Below are 14,556 nucleotides of genomic sequence, written 5' to 3'. Positions count from 1 at the left end.
GTTTGCGCGCGGCATGCGGCAAACGGCGATTTGAAAGGCAACTGACAATTTTGTCAGTGTAAATGAGAATTATTATCAATACAAGGACACGAAGCGACCCACGCGAGTGAGTGCTCGCATGCGCGGCTCGCGCGAGCCGGGACGGAAATTTCGGGGAAATGGGGCCTTAAGCGAGCGCTTCGATGCGAATCAGCAGGTTGCGCGCATGCGCGATGAACGCATCGTGTGTCGCGCGATCGCCGTGGCCTTCGATACCGGCCTGTTCGGCGAACGCGATCTGTTCGGTGCAGAGATCGACGAGCGCACGGCGTTCGTCAAGGGGAAGCGCGCGGATCATCGACACGATCAGCAGTTCCTGTGCGCGAAGCATGCCGGACAGCGATTGGGCGTTCATGCTGGCCTCCTCGGACGATGCGGCGGCGGGCCGCTCTTTCCATACTAGGCGGTCGACAGTCGCCGCGCACGCGCGGCACGCGAGACGGTGACGCGGGAAGCCGATTCGACGACGATGCCTCGGCCCGAAACGACGAGGTGCCGCGCGAGCCGATACGCGCCGCGTGCATCCGCGGATCGCGAACCGAAGCGTGCCGCGACGCGAATGGAATCAGCCGGCCGCCGTCGCGGCCTGTGCATCGCGCACGACCTGCGCGACGCGTTCGACGAACGCGGCGTCGACGCTCGACAGCGCTTCGCGCTTGCCGTCGGGCATCTCGACCATCAGGCGATACGTGATGTCCTGCGTGGCCCAGGCGAGATAGCCGACGACGACGAGCATCACGCCGACCACCAGCGCGGCGCTCGACGCGCCGATGCCGCCGGCGACGGCGATGGCCGCGCCGATCAGCGAGATCAGCGACGGCACGAGCCGGTTCTTCGGAATCTTGACGACGTCGACGTGGCGAATGTCACGCAGTGCGAATACCTGCCCGGCGGCCGACAGGCCGTTGCGCGTGACCATGACGCCACGTTCGTTGAATGCGTTTTCCATCGTGTGTTGCGTGGACGAAAACGCGCAGCGTAGCAGGTTTCGTTGCCGCGTCAAACGAGACCGACTGCCGCACGATGCGTGCGGCGCGGCCGAAAGACGGGAGGCGGGTGGAGCGCAAACGCGCTCAGAACTGCAGCCGGCCGTCGCCGTAAAGCCGGCCCGGCACGTGCGACGCGACGACCTCGGCGATCTCTTCGTCGGTCGATTCGGCCGGCACGATCTGGCGCCGCGCGGGTGCGTCGAGATGCATCGTCCACTCGACGAGGCGATACGGACGGCCCCAGGGGCGCTGCATTTCCACCGAGACCCGGCAACTCTGGACCGGCAGCGAGTGTTGGCACGTCAGAATCGCGTGCAGATGGCTGAAAACGGTATCTTCGATCATCGTGGCCTCCGATCCTGTCTTGTGGGCAGTTGATGGCGGTGCCGTAGGGGTGTCTCAAAAAAAAAGCCGCCGATGCTCAGGCGGCCAACAGGGGGGGTGAGAGCATCCTCTCAGCCCAGAATTAAGCGAAACTTAAAAGCCCATAAAAAAGCGCCCCGCGTGAAGCGGGGCGCTGCTTGCCGTCGTGATCCACGCGTGGCGCGGACAGTTAAGCGGATGCTTTAGAACTTGTGACGGATACCGATACGTGCGGCGATCTGGTTCTTCGAACCCGTGCCCGACGTGTTGAAGTAGCTCGTGCTCGAGCCGATCTGCGCTTGCACGCCCTTGCCCGACGCTTGCTGGTACACGACCAGGCCGTACACGTCCGTACGCTTGCTGAGTGCGTAGTCGGCGATACCGTTGACCTGGTTCCAGTGCCACGAGTTGCCGTTCTGCGTGGCGTTCGTGTACGTGTAGCCGAGGCCGCCCGACAGTGCCGGCGTGAACGCGTACTTCGCGCCTGCTTCATATGCGTTGTAGAACGTGCCGCCCGCGCCCGACACGGTCGAGAACTGCGTACGCGTCCACAGCAGCCATGCCGTCGCCGGGCCCCAGACGTAGCGGCCACCCACGCCGTACGTGCGCAGGTCGCGGACGTTGCCGGTGCTCAGGTTCGCGATCGTCGTCGAGAAGGCCGGCGTCGACTGGCTCGGGAAGCGGATGTCCGTGTAGGCAGCGCCGAGCGAGAACGGGCCGTTCGCGTAGTTCAGGCCGAAGCTGTATGCGCGCGACGAGCCTGCCGTCGTCGTCGTGCCCGTCGTCGTCGCCGGTGCGCCTGCGAAGTCGGTCGAGTTCGAGAAGCCGTACAACGCGCCGAACGTGAAGCCCGAGTAGTTCGCGCTCTGGAACTTCACGGCGTTGTTGATGCGGCTCGACGTGAGTTGGTCGATGTCGTTCACGTGGTACGCGTAGTTACCCGCGACCGTGTTGCCGCCCGTCGAGTAGTTCGAGCCGAGGATGTCGGTCGAGAACGAGTACTGGCGGCCGAACGTGACCGTGCCGTATTGCGACTGGCTCAGGCCGACGTAAGCCTGGCGACCGAAGATCGCGCCACCCTGGCCGATCGTGCCGTTGCCGCTGTTGAAGCCGTTTTCGAGCACGAAGATCGCCTTCAGGCCGCCACCGAGGTCTTCGGTGCCGCGCAGGCCCCAACGGCTGCCCTGGGCCACGCCGTCGTCGTACTTGAACAGCTTGCCCGTGCCGCCGTTGGCGGTCTTGCTGTGGTTCACATAGCTGATACCGGCATCGATGACGCCGTACAGGGTCACGCTGCTTTGTGCGTGTGCCGTGCCGGCCGTTGCTGCCAGGGCGGCGAGGGTCAACAGTTTCTTGTTCAAAGGATTCTCCGAGCGAATGAATGGCGTGTCCAGTTGCGGTTCCGGCGCACTCTATGGGCGCTTTCACGGACCGGCGCAACTTTATCGGCGGGCCACGTAATGAATATGACAGCGACTGTCATATGAAGAATGTGTGGTGCCGATGCGACACTGGATTTTGCCCGGTTGTACAGCAGGGAGTTATACCGATTCCGCCTGAGATTCGATGAGGGCCAGGAATATGCACATGAAATAAGCTTGGTTGGTGCCGTTCCGGCCCCGTGCCACGATGCGCGCTTCAACAACGACACGGGACAAGAGGACACCATGCGACGTTCGATCCTGACCGGCCTCGGCGCACTCGCCGCCGCGCTGGCATTCGCCGCGCCCGGCGCGCACGCCGACCCGCAAACGCTGAAGATCGGCACGATGAGCGGCCCCGACGCGCAGATCTGGACCGAAGTGACGAAGGTCGCCGCGCGCGAAGGTCTCGCGATCAAGGTCATTGAATTCAACGACTACGTGCAGCCGAACGCGGCGCTCGATGCCGGCGATCTCGATGCGAACGGCTTCCAGCACCAGCCGTTCCTCGACAGCCAGATCAAGCAGCGCGGCTACAAGATCGTCAACGTCGGGCTCACCTATACCGCGCCGATGGGCTTCTATTCGAAGAAGCTCAAGTCGCTGAAGGATTTGCCGGTCGGCGCGAAGGTCGGGATCCAGAACGATCCGTCGAACGGCAACCGCGCGCTCTTGCTGCTGCAGAAGTACGGGGTAATCAAGCTGAAGGCCGGCGTCGGCACGAACGGCGTGAACGCGACGCCGCTCGACGTCGCCGAGAACCCGAAGAAGATCAGGATCGTCGAGCTCGACGCCGCGCAACTGCCGCGCGCGCTGCCCGACGTCGATGCCGCGTCGATCAACACCGACTACGCGGTCAAGGCCGGGCTCACGCCGGTGAAGGATGCGATCGCGATCGAGGATCTGCGCGGGCCGTACGCGAACCTGATCGCGGTGCGCGCGCAGGACAAGGACAAGCCGTGGGTGAAGAAGCTCGTCGCGGCCTATGAATCGGACGACGTGCGCAAGTTCATCGACCGGAAGTTCGGCGGCGCGATCGTGCCGGCGTTCTGAACGGCGTTCGCGCGCGGGAGGCGGCGGGCGATCGTCGGCCGCCGACGCGCGCTCCGGAAAGCCAATCGCCCGCGCTAGCGGGCGATTGCGTTGGTGCATGCGAGTGCATGCGCAGTGCGGGACGGCCCGGCGCGCGGGCCGCGCACCCAGGCTCAGGCGGACAGCAGCGAGCCGGTGCGGATCGCGGTGGCGCCGGCGATGCGCGCGACTTCCATGCCGGCCGTCGCGAAGCGCACGACCTGACGCGCGTACAGCACGCCCGACACGCTGCTCTTCAGCGTGACGACGCGATCGGTCAGCGGATCGACGATGTCGGCCACGGCCTGGCCTGCCTCGATCATCGCGCCGACCGGCGTACGGAACACGATCACGCCCGACACGGGCGCGACGAGCGGATCGGTGCCCGCGAGCGGCGTGGCCGGGTGCGCGAGCGGCGGCAGCGGCGCCGGCGTGCCTTCGACGATGCCGCGCTCGGTCAGGTATTCGACGATCGCCTGCGCGTCCTTTTCCGCGAACTCGTACGACACGTCGCGTTCGCTGCGCAGCTCCACCGTGACGGAAATCGCGCCGTTCGGGATCGGGAAGCGGTCGCCGAAGCGGCTGCGCAGGTCGGACCAGCAGAAGCTGTGGATTTCGTCGAACGGGTTGCCGACCGAATTCAGCGCGAGCAGCGACGCTTTCGCATCGAGATAGCGCGCCAGCGGCTCGACGTCCGGCCACAGATCGGGGTTCGTGTAGAGATGCATCACCGCATCGCTGTCGCAGTGCAGGTCGAGCACGATATCGGCGTCGAACGACAACTTCTGCAGCGCGAGGCGCTGCGAGTCGAGTTCGGTGCGCGGCTTCTGCTCGTCGAGCGCTTCGCGCATCGCGGTGCGCACGACGGCGAGATTGCGCTGCGCATCGTTCGTGAGGCGGTCTTCGACACGCGGCAGCACGAGCGCCGCGAGATCGTAGAAATTGCGGTTGAAGTTCTGCATCGAGCCGAGCTCGAAGCGGCCGAGGTGATCGCCGAACACGTGTTGCGACAGGCCGATCGGATTGGGCACGGGCACGACGACGATTTCGCCGCGCAGCTTGCCGGCTGCTTCGAGCGCGGCGATCTTGCGGCGCAGCAGCGTGGCGACCAGCATGCCGGGCAGCTCGTCCGCGTGCAGCGACGACTGGATGTAGACCTTCTTGCCGCCGCGCGGGCCGTAATGGAAGCTGGTGATCTGGCGTTCGGTACCGACGGCGGGGGAAATCAGCGGATGGGTCTGCGTTTGCATGATGAGGGGAGTGCGGCGCAGCCGCGAATGATCCATGTGCGTGGAAGATCGATTGTACGTTGCCTTTCTCGCCGCCATCAAACCGGCGCCAGAACGCGCGGTTTTCCGTTGCGAATCATCGGGTTGATGCGGAAAAAATAACGTCGCCGGCGCCGCGCGCAAAAAAAACGGGCTCCTCGCGGAGCCCGTTCTCATCGCGCCGATTCGCGCGTGCGTCGGCCGGATTACTTGCCGTAGACGTCGAAATCGAAGTACTTCTTCGCGATCTTGTCGTACGTGCCGTCCTTGCGCATGCTGGCGATCGCGCCGTCGATCTTCGCCTTCAGGTCGGTGTCTTCCTTGCGCAGGCCGATACCGGCGCCGTTGCCGAGCGTCTTCGGATCGTCGAGATCCTTGCCGGCGAAGTCGAAGTTCGCGCCGCGCGGCGTCTTTAGGAAGCCGATCTCGGCTTGCACCGCGTCCTGCAGCGCGCCGTCCAGACGGCCGGAGATCAGGTCGGCGTAGACCTGGTCCTGGTTCTGGTAAGGCACGACGTTCACGCCCTTCGACGCCCAGTACGTCTTCGCGTAGGTTTCCTGGATCGTGCCCTGCTCGACGCCGACCGACTTGCCCTTCAGCGATTCGGCCGTCGGCATCAGGCCGGCGCCCTTCTTCGTGACGAGGCGCGTCGGCGTGTTGAACAGCTTCGCCGAGAACGCGATCTGTTCCTGACGCGCCGGCGTCATCGACATCGACGACAGCACGCCGTCGAACTTGCGGGCCTTCAGCGCCGGGATCATCCCGTCGAAGTCGTTTTCGATCCACACGCACTTCGCGTTCAAGCGGCGGCAGATTTCGTTGCCCAGATCGACGTCGAAGCCGACCACCTTGCCGTCGGCGCCTTTCGATTCGAAAGGCGGGTAGCTTGCGTCGACGCCGAACCGCACGGTCGTCCAGTCTTTCGCGTACGCGCTGCCGGCCGATACGGCGAGCAGGGCCACGGTCACAGCCGCAAGAATCTTTTTCACTCGGTGACTCCTCGTTTTGTTCGATGGGTGCGCGGTTGTGCCGCGCCGTAAGCCTTCGGCCCGCCGCGGCTTCGCGTCGGACAGTCCGTTTCGCCCGCCCGATGGGGGCGCGCGACGTGCGCAAGATTATCAAGACAAAATACCGGCAGGGCGCCTAGGACAAGCCCCGATACCGGGCCCGGCGGCGGCGCGTCGGACGCGCCGCCGTTTCACACACAGGAACGATTCAGCCGAGCGTTTCGTTGACCGCGCGCTGCAGGCACGTGACGAAGTGCGAGACGGCCGGCGTGGGCAGCAGGTCGCGCCGCGCGATGATCGACAGGTCGAAGCGCGGCATGCTTTCGTCGAGTTCGGCCGTGCGGATGCCGAGCGGCGCGACCATCGCGGCGAGCGGGCGCGTGAAGCAGCCGATCACGTCCGAGCGCGCGACGAGCCCCAGCGTCACCGCGAACGACATCGGCGAGCGCAGCAAACGTTTCGGCAGCGGCAGCCCGTGCGCCTCGAACATCCCGACCATCACGCTGTGCGGAAACTGCTCGGCGCCGACGGTGACGATCCATTCGGCGTCGAGCAGTTCCTCTAACCGGCGCGCATGCGCGAGCGGATGACCGTCGCGCATCACGATCGTGAATTCGGTCGACAGCAGCGGCAATTGCGTGAAATCGCGGTCGAGCGCGGGCACATGGTGCATCGCAGCGATGTCGAGCGTGCCGTTGCGCAACTGCGCGAGCGCGTCGGGCACCGTCACTTCCTCCAGATGCAGGCTGACGTTCGGCATCGACTCGCGGAATGCCGTCACCGCGTGCGGCAACGCGGTCAGCGCGATCGACGGCATCGTGCCGACCGCGACGCGGCCCGACATCTCGCCTTTCACCTGCTCGACCGCCTCGACCGTGCGGCGGATGTCGCCGAGCAATTGCTCGGCGCGCGGCAGCAGCGCCTCGCCGCAGGCGGTCAGCTCGACGCCGCGCACGCTGCGGGCGAGCAGCTCCGCGTTGAGCGCGGTTTCGAGCTCGCGGATCGTGTGCGTGATCGCCGGCTGCGTGACGCCGAGCTCGCGGGCGGCGGCGCGCAGGCTCTTGTGGTGCGCGGCGGAGACGAACGCCTGGAGCTGCGCGATGTTCAAGGGGTTGCGGATGCGGGTCATGGATCGAGTCCGGTGGGCGCGAAAGGGGGCGGCGGATTTATGCTTCGGCGGGGCGATCCCGATGCGCGTTACGCATCGGCGCGCGCGCGGAACGCCTGCCGATAACGCTGCGGCGAGGTGCCGACGATGCGCGCGAAGCGTTCGCGAAACGCGGTGACCGAACCGAACCCGGCTTCCGTCGCCACATGTTCGATCGACAGCTCGGTCACCTCCAGCAACTGCTGCGCATGCCGCACGCGCGCGATCTGCAGCCATTGCCCCGGCGACGTGCCCGTCTGCTCCCGGAAGCGCCGCGTCAGCGTGCGCACGCTCGTCGACGCCTTGCGCGCGATCGCGTCGAGCGTCAGCGGCTTGCGCAGGTTGGCCTGCAGCCAGTCCATCAGGTCGTGCAGGCCGTCGCCGCCGGCCGGCCATTCGGGTGCGATGAACTGCGCCTGCCCGCCTTCGCGCACGCGCGGCGCCACCGCGCTGCGGGCGGCGTCGACGGCGACCGCCGCGCCGTAGTCGGCCTGGATCATGTGCAGGCACAGATCGAGGCCGGCCGCTGCACCGGCCGACGTCAGGATCTGGCCGTTGTCGACGAACAGCACGTTCGGGTCGACGTCGACGGTCGGATAGCGGCGCGCGAGTTCGGCGGCTGCGAGCCAGTGCGTCGTCGCGCGCAGGCCGTCGAGCAGCCCCGCTTCCGCGAGCACGAACGCGCCGCTGCAGATCGATGCGATCCGGCATCCGCGCGCGGCCGCCGCGCGCAGCGCGTCGAGCACGCGGCGCGACGTGGGCGCGAGCGGCGCCGACGTGCCGGGCACCATGATCGTATCGGCGTCGGCCAGCGCATCGAGACGAAACGGCGGACGCAGCTCGAACAGCTCGCCGCCGACGCGCGGCTGCTCGCTGCACACGCGCACGCGGTACGCGGGCGCGACGTCGGGCGCCCGCACGCGCGCGAACGTGTCGCAGGCGACGCCCAGATCGAACGGGACGACATCGGGCAACGCAAGAACGGCGACCGTGTGCATGGCGTGTGCGGCCGTGGCCGGAATCCGTTGAAAGATGTCATTCTAGCCAATGGCTCGAACCCGCACCACACGCGACAATCGCGGCGAACCTACCTGGAGCCCGCCGATGAAACAAGACGATCGCAACGCGTTGCGGAACCTGCAATACCTGTCGCTGCTGGAGGCGACCACACTCGTCGTGCTGGTGTGCGTGGCCGTGCCGCTCAAGCATCTGGCCGGCTATCCGGTCGCGGTATCGATCATGGGCCCGGTTCACGGCATCGCATTCGTCATGTATGGATGGGCGGTGGTCGGCACCGCGTCGAGCGGGCTGTGGAGCAAGAGCGAGGTCGCGCGGCTCGTGCTGTCGGCCGTCGTGCCGTTCGCGGGGCTGGCGAGCGCGGGCTGGATCGCGCGCAGGCGGCACGCACGATGATCTACCTGGTGCTGAAGGCCGTGCATCTGGTCGCCGTCGTCACGTTCGTCCGCGGGTTGCTGTTGTCGTCCGTCGGGGTCCGGATTGCGAACCTCGCCGTGCATCGCGCGGTGCGGCGCTGGGATCGCACGGTGACGGCGCCCGCGCTCGCGCTGAGCGGTCACTGGTTCGGCGCCGCGTGGCTGTCGGCGAAGCTTGCACTCGTCGCCGCGCTGTCGGTGCTGCACGGGATCCTGGCCGGCACGCTGCGGCGCATGGAGCGCGACGATCTCGTCGTCATGCCGGCGCCGTGGCTCGGGCAAGCGGCGGGCGCGGCGATCGTCGCGATCGGGCTCGTCGTCGGGCTGGCCGTGATCAAGCCGTTCTGACGGCGCGACGCCGCGAACGTGGCGCCGGGCGCGAACGGGTATCGCGCCGTTGTCGCGAAGCGCGTCACGCGGCGCCGTACGGGCAAAAAAGGCCTGGAAACTCGCGTTCCCAGGCCTGGAGACCATCGACGACGATGGTGGAGGAGACGATCTCGTCCCGATGCGCGTCACCCTTGTGCAGGCGACGTCGCGCAGGTGTCGCGCTCAGATTGCCCAGCCGCCGAGATAGAACGTGACGAGCACGGCCGCGATGAGCACGGTGCCGACGTTGAGCTTGCGGAATTCGCCGCTGGCGATGCGGCCGATCACGAGCGTCGAGAAGCCGAGCATGATGCCCGTCACGATGTTCGCGGTCAGCACGATGAACACCGCGCACACGAGGCCCGACATCGCGTCGACCATGTCGTCCATGTGCAGCTTGCTCACGCTGCCGAGCATCAACAGGCCGACGTACATCAGCGCCGGTGCGGTGGCGTACGACGGCACGAGTCCCGCGAGCGGCGAGAAGAACATCACGACGAGGAACAGCAGGCCGACCACGGCTGCCGCGAGCCCCGTCTTCGCGCCGGCGGCCACGCCGACGCTCGACTCGATGTAGGCCGCCGCCGGCGCGCCGCCGAGGAAACCGGAGAAGATCGAGCTGATCGAATCGGCGGTCAGTGCGCGGCCGCCATTGATGATGCGGCCGTTTTCGTCGAGCTGGCCGGCCTGCCCGGCGACCGCGAGGATGGTGCCGGTCGCGTCGAACACGGCGGTCATCACCAGCGCGAGCACGCTCGGCAGTACGGCCATCGACAGCGCGCCCTTGATGTCCATCGCGCCGATCAGCGATGCGTGACCCGGCGCGCTGAGCGACGGCAGCGCGAAGATGCCGCGGTATTTCACGCCCGGATCGAAGATCAGGCCGAATACCGAGATCGCGATCACGACGAGCAGGATGCCGCCCGGCACGCGACGCTTTTCGAGGCCGAAGATCGCGGCGAGGCCGACGATCGACATGATGACCGGGAACGCGGTGATCTGGCCGAGCGAGACCGGCAGGCCGGCGCCCGGGTTCTTGATCACGAGGCCGACGTCGTTCGATGCGATCAGCAGCAGGAACAGGCCGATGCCGATCCCGGTGCCGTGCGCGACGCCCGCGGGCAGGTTGCGCAGGATCCACGACCGCACGCCGGTGACCGAGATGCCGGTAAACACGAGGCCCATCAGGAACACGGCGCCGAGCGCGACCGTCGGAGGCAGCCCCTTGCCGAGCACGAGGCCGAACGCGGTGAACGCGGTCAGCGAGATCGCGCAGCCGATCGCGATCGGCAGCTTCGCCCACAGGCCCATCAGCAGCGAGCCGAACGCGGTGGTGAGACAGACCGCGACGAACACGGCGCTCGTGTCGAAACCGGCCTTGCCGAACATGCCGGGCACGACGAACACGGAATAGACCATCGCGAGGAAGGTGGTCACGCCCGCAATGATCTCGCGACGCTGCGTGCTGCCGCGCGACGAAACGCCGAAGTACCGGTCGATGACTCCCTGGGCGCCAAAGTCAGTTTCTTCCGCGCCGACGCCGACCGTCGGCTGCACCGGGGTATCGCTCATGAGCTTGCTCCTTTATCAGCATGCTGAAACGGTCCGTAGCGAACCGTCGTCAGGGTGTCTCGTATCTGGTTGGGATTGTTCGGCAACGTCGTGGAGACGAATGACGCGCGAATCGAAACGATCGCGAGGGTGTCGCGTCGGACGACGCGTGGTGTGGTCGACCCCGTCACGTGTGCTTTGCCGTAGCGAAGGTTAGGCGAGCCGCCGATCACGTCCCATCGGGGGACGAGCATGCAGCGCATGTCGCAGCGCTTATATCGGCGTGCAACGGGGCTCCGTCGCGCCGACACGCGTGTATACGCCTAGTTCGAATCCGTTAAGGCGACTATTTGAATGCAGGGTCGGCGGGCGGGGTGGAAGCGGGCGACGCATTGGATATTACGAACGACTTTCAATATGGCCGGGAACGCCGGTGCGAACAGGGGCGGGCGGCGGAATTCGCGGCCGCGCAACCTGCATGCGGGCGATACGGCCGGCGCGCGTGCGCGGCCTCCGTGCCGGCGCGGGCTCAATCGTGCGCGAGATGTGCGAGATATGCGCAGAACATGTCGGCCATCGCGGCGGAATAGGCGTCGATTTCCGCCGGCGTGCGCGCCGTTTCGGAGAACGCCTTGCCGCCGGCCGTGAGCGTCGTCATGATCAGCTCGCACGCGAGCGCATGCGTGGCGTCGGATACGTCGGGCAGCGCTTCGCGCATGAACGCGTTGAACACCCGGTGGCTCTCCGCCTTCACTGCCTGCGCCTCGGGGGCGTCTCGATAGAGCGGCGCGGCATCGTCGAGGGCGACGCGCATCGGCGCCTCGTCGCATTCCGAACGGATGAACGCGTGGACGGCGGTGCGCAGCCGCTCGGGCGGCGTCTTCCGCGTGTCCTGCAGCATCCCGCACAGCATGTCGTGCGTCTGCCGCCACTCGTCGTGCTGGAGCCGGAACAGCACGGACGCCTTGTTCGGGAAGTACTGATACAGCGAGCCCACGCTCACGCCGGCCCGCTCGGCGACGCGCGCCATCGTGAAGCGCTGCGCGCCTTCGCTCGCCAAAACCTGAATAGCCGCCTCGAGGACGTCCTCGACGAGACGGGTCGAACGCGCCTGCCGAGGCTGCTTGCGCGTGGCAATCGGGGTGTTTCGGCGGTCGGCCATGAGCGGTCTGCCAATGCGAATAGTAAAACCTGAATAGTTCGTCATATTCTAGTCGCACTCAACCCGATACAGGAGATTCGCATGACCACCCTGATGCTCGACCCGCTGGCTTCGCTGCTGGCGCGCCTGTTCGACGAAGCCGACGCGTCGTCGCCCGCGACGAGCCCGGACTTCGCCAACGTGTCGCGCGACGAGCAAGCGCGGCTGATGCGCAGCAAGACGGACTACGCCGATCTGTATGCGCGCCTGAAGGACTATCCGCTCGCCGTGTCGCGCGAGACGGGCACGCTGCTGTACATGCTCGCGCGCGGCGTCGGTGCGAAGGTAATTGTCGAATTCGGCACGTCGTTCGGCATTTCGACGCTGCATCTCGCGGCCGCGCTGCGCGACAACGGCGGCGGGCGGCTGATCACGAGCGAGTTCGAGCCGTCGAAGGTCGTGCGTGCGCACGCGAATCTGGCGGCGGGCGGATTGGCCGATCTCGTGGAGATTCGCGAAGGCGATGCGCTGCGCACGCTGGCCGCCGGTCTTCCGGATCCGGTCGACCTGCTGCTGCTCGACGGGGCGAAGGCGCTGTACCCGGAGATTCTCGCGCTGGTCGAGCCGCGGCTCAGGGCGGGGGCGTTCGTCGTGGCCGACAACGCGGAATACAGCCCCGACTATCTTGCTTACGTGCGTGCGGCGGAAAACGGCTATCTGTCGGTGCCGTTCGGTGGCGACGTCGAAGTGTCGATGCGGACGGGGCGAGCGGCCTGAACGAGCGTGTCGGCGGTTTCGCGCATGTGTGCCTGAAAGACAGGATAACTGAGTAACTGACGGGCTGCCGTGACGACGCCCGGCGCCAGCGGTGCCGCGCGCGTCACTTCAGGAACACGTAGCGCGCGAAGTACGGGAAGCGGCCGACCGCATGCTCGGTCGTGCACGTCGCGGCCGGCGGCGTGCCGCCCGCCGTGTCGAGCCGCTGCACGAAGCGCACGCCGGCGAGCGTGCCGGTTGCTGCTGGCGTCGCCGCGAGCAGCAGTTGCGGGATACTGGCCGGGCTTGCGCTCGGCGCTTCCGCGAGCTTCTTGCCGGTAATGCGGCTACCGTCGAGTGTTTCCCACGACGGCCCCGCACCGTGCCGGACGACGAGCGTGCCGCCGCCGTCGAACAGCATCGCCTCCGGGCGCTTGAAGGTCCACGCGAGCCGGTGGTCGGCATCGTATTCGCACGAATAGATCTGCACGCCGGTCGCGGTGGTCGTCAGCACCGGCGTGGCCGGCGCTGGCGCCGTGAGGCCGGCGGCCTCGTCGGCTTGTGCGGGCGAGGTAAAGGCCGCCAGGGAAAAAACGGCCGCAAGGGCCAGCAGCATGTCGCGTGTCGGGGAGAGGCTTGGCATGACGGAGCGTCCTTTCAGGTCGGGTGACGGTCGTACGGCGTCGATCCCGTCAACGTTAGACGTCGATCGCACCGGCTGCAATGCGGAAATGGCAATCGCGGCGATAGTCGCCGCGATTGCCGAAGGACGGATGCGCGATCAGCGGATCGCGACCGGGTTGATGTTGACCTGCGTGGAGTCGACGGACAGCGGCTGACCGGGCACGAACGGGAGAATCGTTCAGGCCGCGGCTTGCGCGAGCGTCGGGTAGTCGGTCAGGCCGTGGGCGCCGCCGCCGAACAGCGTGTTGCGGTCGTGCGGCGCGAGCGCGGCACCGGTGCGCAGCCGCTCGGGCAGGTCGGGGTTCGCGACGAACGGGCGGCCGAATGCGATGAGGTCGGCCCAGCCGGCGGCGATCGCTTCGCGTGCGCGCTCGGCGGTGTACGCGCCGGCATAGATCAGCACGCCCGGGAACGCGGCGCGCAATTGCTGCTTGAAGGCGACCGGCATCAGCGGTGCGTCGTCCCAGTCGGCTTCCGCGATGTGCAGGTAGCCGACGCCGAGTTCGCCGAGCAGCTTCGCGGCGGCGACGTAGGTCGTTTCCGGATCGTCGTCGACGCAGCCGTTCAGCGTGGTCAGCGGCGCCAGGCGGATGCCGACGCGCGACGCGTCGCCGGCGCCTTCGATCAGCGCCTGCGCGACTTCGCGCAGGAAGCGCAGCCGGTTTTCCAGCGAGCCGCCGTACGCGTCGGTGCGCGTGTTCGCGTTCGAGTCGATGAACTGGTTCACGAGGTAGCCGTTCGCGCCGTGCAGCTCGACGCCGTCGAAGCCGGCTTCGATCGCGTGGCGGGCGGCGGCGCGGTATTGATCGACGATCTCGCGGATCTCGTCGATCGACAGCGCGCGCGGCTCGGACGCCTGCACGAAACCCGGCGTGCTGCCGTCTTCGCCGGCGATGAACACGTTCACGCCCTTCGCCTGGAGCGGCGACGACGACACGGGCTGCGCGCCGCCGAGCAGGCTCGTGTGGCTCAGCCGGCCGACGTGCCACAGCTGCGCGAAGATGCGGCCGTGCGCGGCATGCACGGCGTCCGTCACCTTGCGCCAGCCGGCGACTTGCGATGGCGTATGAATGCCCGGCGTCCATGCGTAACCTTTGCCGAGCGGCGCGATGTAGGTGCCTTCGCTGACGATCAGCCCCGCACTCGCGCGCTGCGCGTAATACGCGGCCATCAGTTCGTTGGCTTCGTCGCCGGGCTGGCTCGCGCGCGAGCGCGTCATCGGCGGCATCACGATGCGGTTCGGCAGCGTCAGCGCGCCGAGTCGCAGCGGTTGGAAAAGCGGGTCCTGGGTCATGGTGGTGTCCTGTCGGTGCCGCG

Annotated in this window: 17 protein-coding genes; 5 read left to right on the top strand and 12 right to left on the bottom strand. The window is 67.1% G+C overall.

Annotation, left to right across the window (positions count from 1 at the left end):
• Positions 1–166: 166 nt before the first annotated feature.
• From WS61_RS04545 to WS61_RS04525, 4 genes are all read right to left on the bottom strand, one after another.
• The gene (locus WS61_RS04545) at positions 167–394 is read right to left on the bottom strand and encodes a hypothetical protein (RefSeq protein ID WP_059499436.1); all 228 of its coding nucleotides are present in this window, start codon (positions 392–394) and stop codon (positions 167–169) included.
• 210 nt (positions 395–604) lie between these two features.
• Entirely contained in the window at positions 605–988 is a 384-nt protein-coding gene (locus tag WS61_RS04535; RefSeq protein WP_059499434.1) for a DUF6232 family protein, read from the bottom strand.
• Between the two features lie 124 nt (positions 989–1,112).
• Positions 1,113–1,373: a DUF2866 domain-containing protein gene (locus tag WS61_RS04530; protein ID WP_011548992.1), complete on the bottom strand. Its 261-nt coding sequence runs from the start codon at positions 1,371–1,373 to the stop codon at positions 1,113–1,115.
• Between the two features lie 221 nt (positions 1,374–1,594).
• On the bottom strand, positions 1,595–2,752 hold the full coding sequence (locus tag WS61_RS04525) for a porin (RefSeq protein WP_034206016.1): 1,158 nt from the start codon (positions 2,750–2,752) through the stop codon (positions 1,595–1,597).
• A gap of 306 nt (positions 2,753–3,058) precedes the next feature.
• Between WS61_RS04525 and WS61_RS04520 the strand changes: the two genes are divergently transcribed.
• A complete protein-coding gene (locus WS61_RS04520) occupies positions 3,059–3,865 on the top strand; it encodes a MetQ/NlpA family ABC transporter substrate-binding protein (RefSeq protein ID WP_059499433.1) in 807 nt (268 codons plus the stop codon).
• A 152-nt stretch (positions 3,866–4,017) separates the two neighbouring features.
• On the opposite strand, the gene WS61_RS04515 is transcribed toward WS61_RS04520, so the two are convergent.
• The 4 genes from WS61_RS04515 to WS61_RS04500 form a co-directional block, all read right to left on the bottom strand.
• Positions 4,018–5,133 (bottom strand): succinylglutamate desuccinylase/aspartoacylase family protein, encoded by a 1,116-nt coding sequence (locus WS61_RS04515; protein WP_059499622.1) that lies wholly within the window; start codon positions 5,131–5,133, stop codon positions 4,018–4,020.
• Positions 5,134–5,357: 224 nt separating this feature from the next.
• A complete protein-coding gene (locus tag WS61_RS04510; RefSeq protein ID WP_059499432.1) occupies positions 5,358–6,140 on the bottom strand; it encodes an ABC transporter substrate-binding protein in 783 nt (260 codons plus the stop codon).
• A 226-nt stretch (positions 6,141–6,366) separates the two neighbouring features.
• Positions 6,367–7,287 (bottom strand): LysR substrate-binding domain-containing protein, encoded by a 921-nt coding sequence (locus WS61_RS04505; RefSeq protein WP_059499431.1) that lies wholly within the window; start codon positions 7,285–7,287, stop codon positions 6,367–6,369.
• 68 nt (positions 7,288–7,355) lie between these two features.
• Positions 7,356–8,303 (bottom strand): GlxA family transcriptional regulator, encoded by a 948-nt coding sequence (locus tag WS61_RS04500; RefSeq protein ID WP_059499430.1) that lies wholly within the window; start codon positions 8,301–8,303, stop codon positions 7,356–7,358.
• Positions 8,304–8,409: 106 nt separating this feature from the next.
• Between WS61_RS04500 and WS61_RS04495 the strand changes: the two genes are divergently transcribed.
• Both WS61_RS04495 and WS61_RS04490 read left to right on the top strand, forming a co-directional pair.
• Complete coding sequence (locus tag WS61_RS04495; RefSeq protein ID WP_059499429.1) at positions 8,410–8,718, top strand: DUF3817 domain-containing protein; 309 nt, start codon at positions 8,410–8,412, stop codon at positions 8,716–8,718.
• Positions 8,715–9,086: a hypothetical protein gene (locus WS61_RS04490; RefSeq protein WP_059499428.1), complete on the top strand. Its 372-nt coding sequence runs from the start codon at positions 8,715–8,717 to the stop codon at positions 9,084–9,086. Before WS61_RS04495 ends, WS61_RS04490 begins: the two co-directional genes overlap by 4 nt.
• 204 nt (positions 9,087–9,290) lie before the next feature.
• On the opposite strand, the gene WS61_RS04485 is transcribed toward WS61_RS04490, so the two are convergent.
• Both WS61_RS04485 and WS61_RS04480 read right to left on the bottom strand, forming a co-directional pair.
• A complete protein-coding gene (locus WS61_RS04485) occupies positions 9,291–10,679 on the bottom strand; it encodes an NCS2 family permease (RefSeq protein ID WP_059499427.1) in 1,389 nt (462 codons plus the stop codon).
• A gap of 508 nt (positions 10,680–11,187) precedes the next feature.
• Positions 11,188–11,865 (bottom strand): TetR family transcriptional regulator, encoded by a 678-nt coding sequence (locus WS61_RS04480; protein ID WP_059499426.1) that lies wholly within the window; start codon positions 11,863–11,865, stop codon positions 11,188–11,190.
• A gap of 36 nt (positions 11,866–11,901) precedes the next feature.
• On the opposite strand from WS61_RS04480, the gene WS61_RS04475 reads away from it, so the two are divergent.
• Complete coding sequence (locus WS61_RS04475) at positions 11,902–12,576, top strand: O-methyltransferase (protein ID WP_059499425.1); 675 nt, start codon at positions 11,902–11,904, stop codon at positions 12,574–12,576.
• A gap of 103 nt (positions 12,577–12,679) precedes the next feature.
• On the opposite strand, the gene WS61_RS04470 is transcribed toward WS61_RS04475, so the two are convergent.
• Positions 12,680–13,198 carry a DUF3455 domain-containing protein gene (locus WS61_RS04470; protein WP_059499424.1) on the bottom strand — a complete coding sequence of 173 codons (519 nt, stop codon included), beginning with the start codon at positions 13,196–13,198 and terminating at the stop codon, positions 12,680–12,682.
• Here WS61_RS04470 and WS61_RS34695 point away from each other — a divergent pair.
• Positions 13,197–13,394, top strand: a complete 198-nt coding sequence (locus WS61_RS34695; protein ID WP_157692676.1) for a hypothetical protein — start codon at positions 13,197–13,199, stop codon at positions 13,392–13,394. The genes WS61_RS04470 and WS61_RS34695 overlap by 2 nt on opposite strands.
• Positions 13,395–13,417: 23 nt before the next feature.
• Here the strand turns inward: WS61_RS34695 and WS61_RS04465 are convergent, their stop codons facing one another.
• Positions 13,418–14,533: an alkene reductase gene (locus WS61_RS04465; protein ID WP_059499423.1), complete on the bottom strand. Its 1,116-nt coding sequence runs from the start codon at positions 14,531–14,533 to the stop codon at positions 13,418–13,420.
• Positions 14,534–14,556 lie beyond the last annotated feature (23 nt).

This window comes from Burkholderia sp. ABCPW 11 (assembly GCF_001523445.1).
In the GTDB taxonomy this organism is placed as follows: domain Bacteria; phylum Pseudomonadota; class Gammaproteobacteria; order Burkholderiales; family Burkholderiaceae; genus Burkholderia.
The sequence above is the reverse complement of the archived record's forward strand: the minus strand, read 5'-3'. Positions and strand labels throughout refer to the sequence as shown.

Coding starts and splice junctions, on each gene's coding strand:
- WS61_RS04495 (WP_059499429.1), top strand. CDS start 8,410: ATGAAACAAGACGATCGCAACGCGTTGCGGAACCTGCAATACCTGTCG.
- WS61_RS04465 (WP_059499423.1), bottom strand. CDS start 14,533: ATGACCCAGGACCCGCTTTTCCAACCGCTGCGACTCGGCGCGCTGACG.
- WS61_RS04500 (WP_059499430.1), bottom strand. CDS start 8,303: ATGCACACGGTCGCCGTTCTTGCGTTGCCCGATGTCGTCCCGTTCGAT.
- WS61_RS04490 (WP_059499428.1), top strand. CDS start 8,715: ATGATCTACCTGGTGCTGAAGGCCGTGCATCTGGTCGCCGTCGTCACG.
- WS61_RS04485 (WP_059499427.1), bottom strand. CDS start 10,679: ATGAGCGATACCCCGGTGCAGCCGACGGTCGGCGTCGGCGCGGAAGAA.
- WS61_RS04535 (WP_059499434.1), bottom strand. CDS start 988: ATGGAAAACGCATTCAACGAACGTGGCGTCATGGTCACGCGCAACGGC.
- WS61_RS04480 (WP_059499426.1), bottom strand. CDS start 11,865: ATGACGAACTATTCAGGTTTTACTATTCGCATTGGCAGACCGCTCATG.
- WS61_RS04515 (WP_059499622.1), bottom strand. CDS start 5,133: ATGCAAACGCAGACCCATCCGCTGATTTCCCCCGCCGTCGGTACCGAA.
- WS61_RS04470 (WP_059499424.1), bottom strand. CDS start 13,198: ATGCCAAGCCTCTCCCCGACACGCGACATGCTGCTGGCCCTTGCGGCC.
- WS61_RS04520 (WP_059499433.1), top strand. CDS start 3,059: ATGCGACGTTCGATCCTGACCGGCCTCGGCGCACTCGCCGCCGCGCTG.
- WS61_RS34695 (WP_157692676.1), top strand. CDS start 13,197: ATGACGGAGCGTCCTTTCAGGTCGGGTGACGGTCGTACGGCGTCGATC.
- WS61_RS04475 (WP_059499425.1), top strand. CDS start 11,902: ATGACCACCCTGATGCTCGACCCGCTGGCTTCGCTGCTGGCGCGCCTG.
- WS61_RS04545 (WP_059499436.1), bottom strand. CDS start 394: ATGAACGCCCAATCGCTGTCCGGCATGCTTCGCGCACAGGAACTGCTG.
- WS61_RS04530 (WP_011548992.1), bottom strand. CDS start 1,373: ATGATCGAAGATACCGTTTTCAGCCATCTGCACGCGATTCTGACGTGC.
- WS61_RS04505 (WP_059499431.1), bottom strand. CDS start 7,287: ATGACCCGCATCCGCAACCCCTTGAACATCGCGCAGCTCCAGGCGTTC.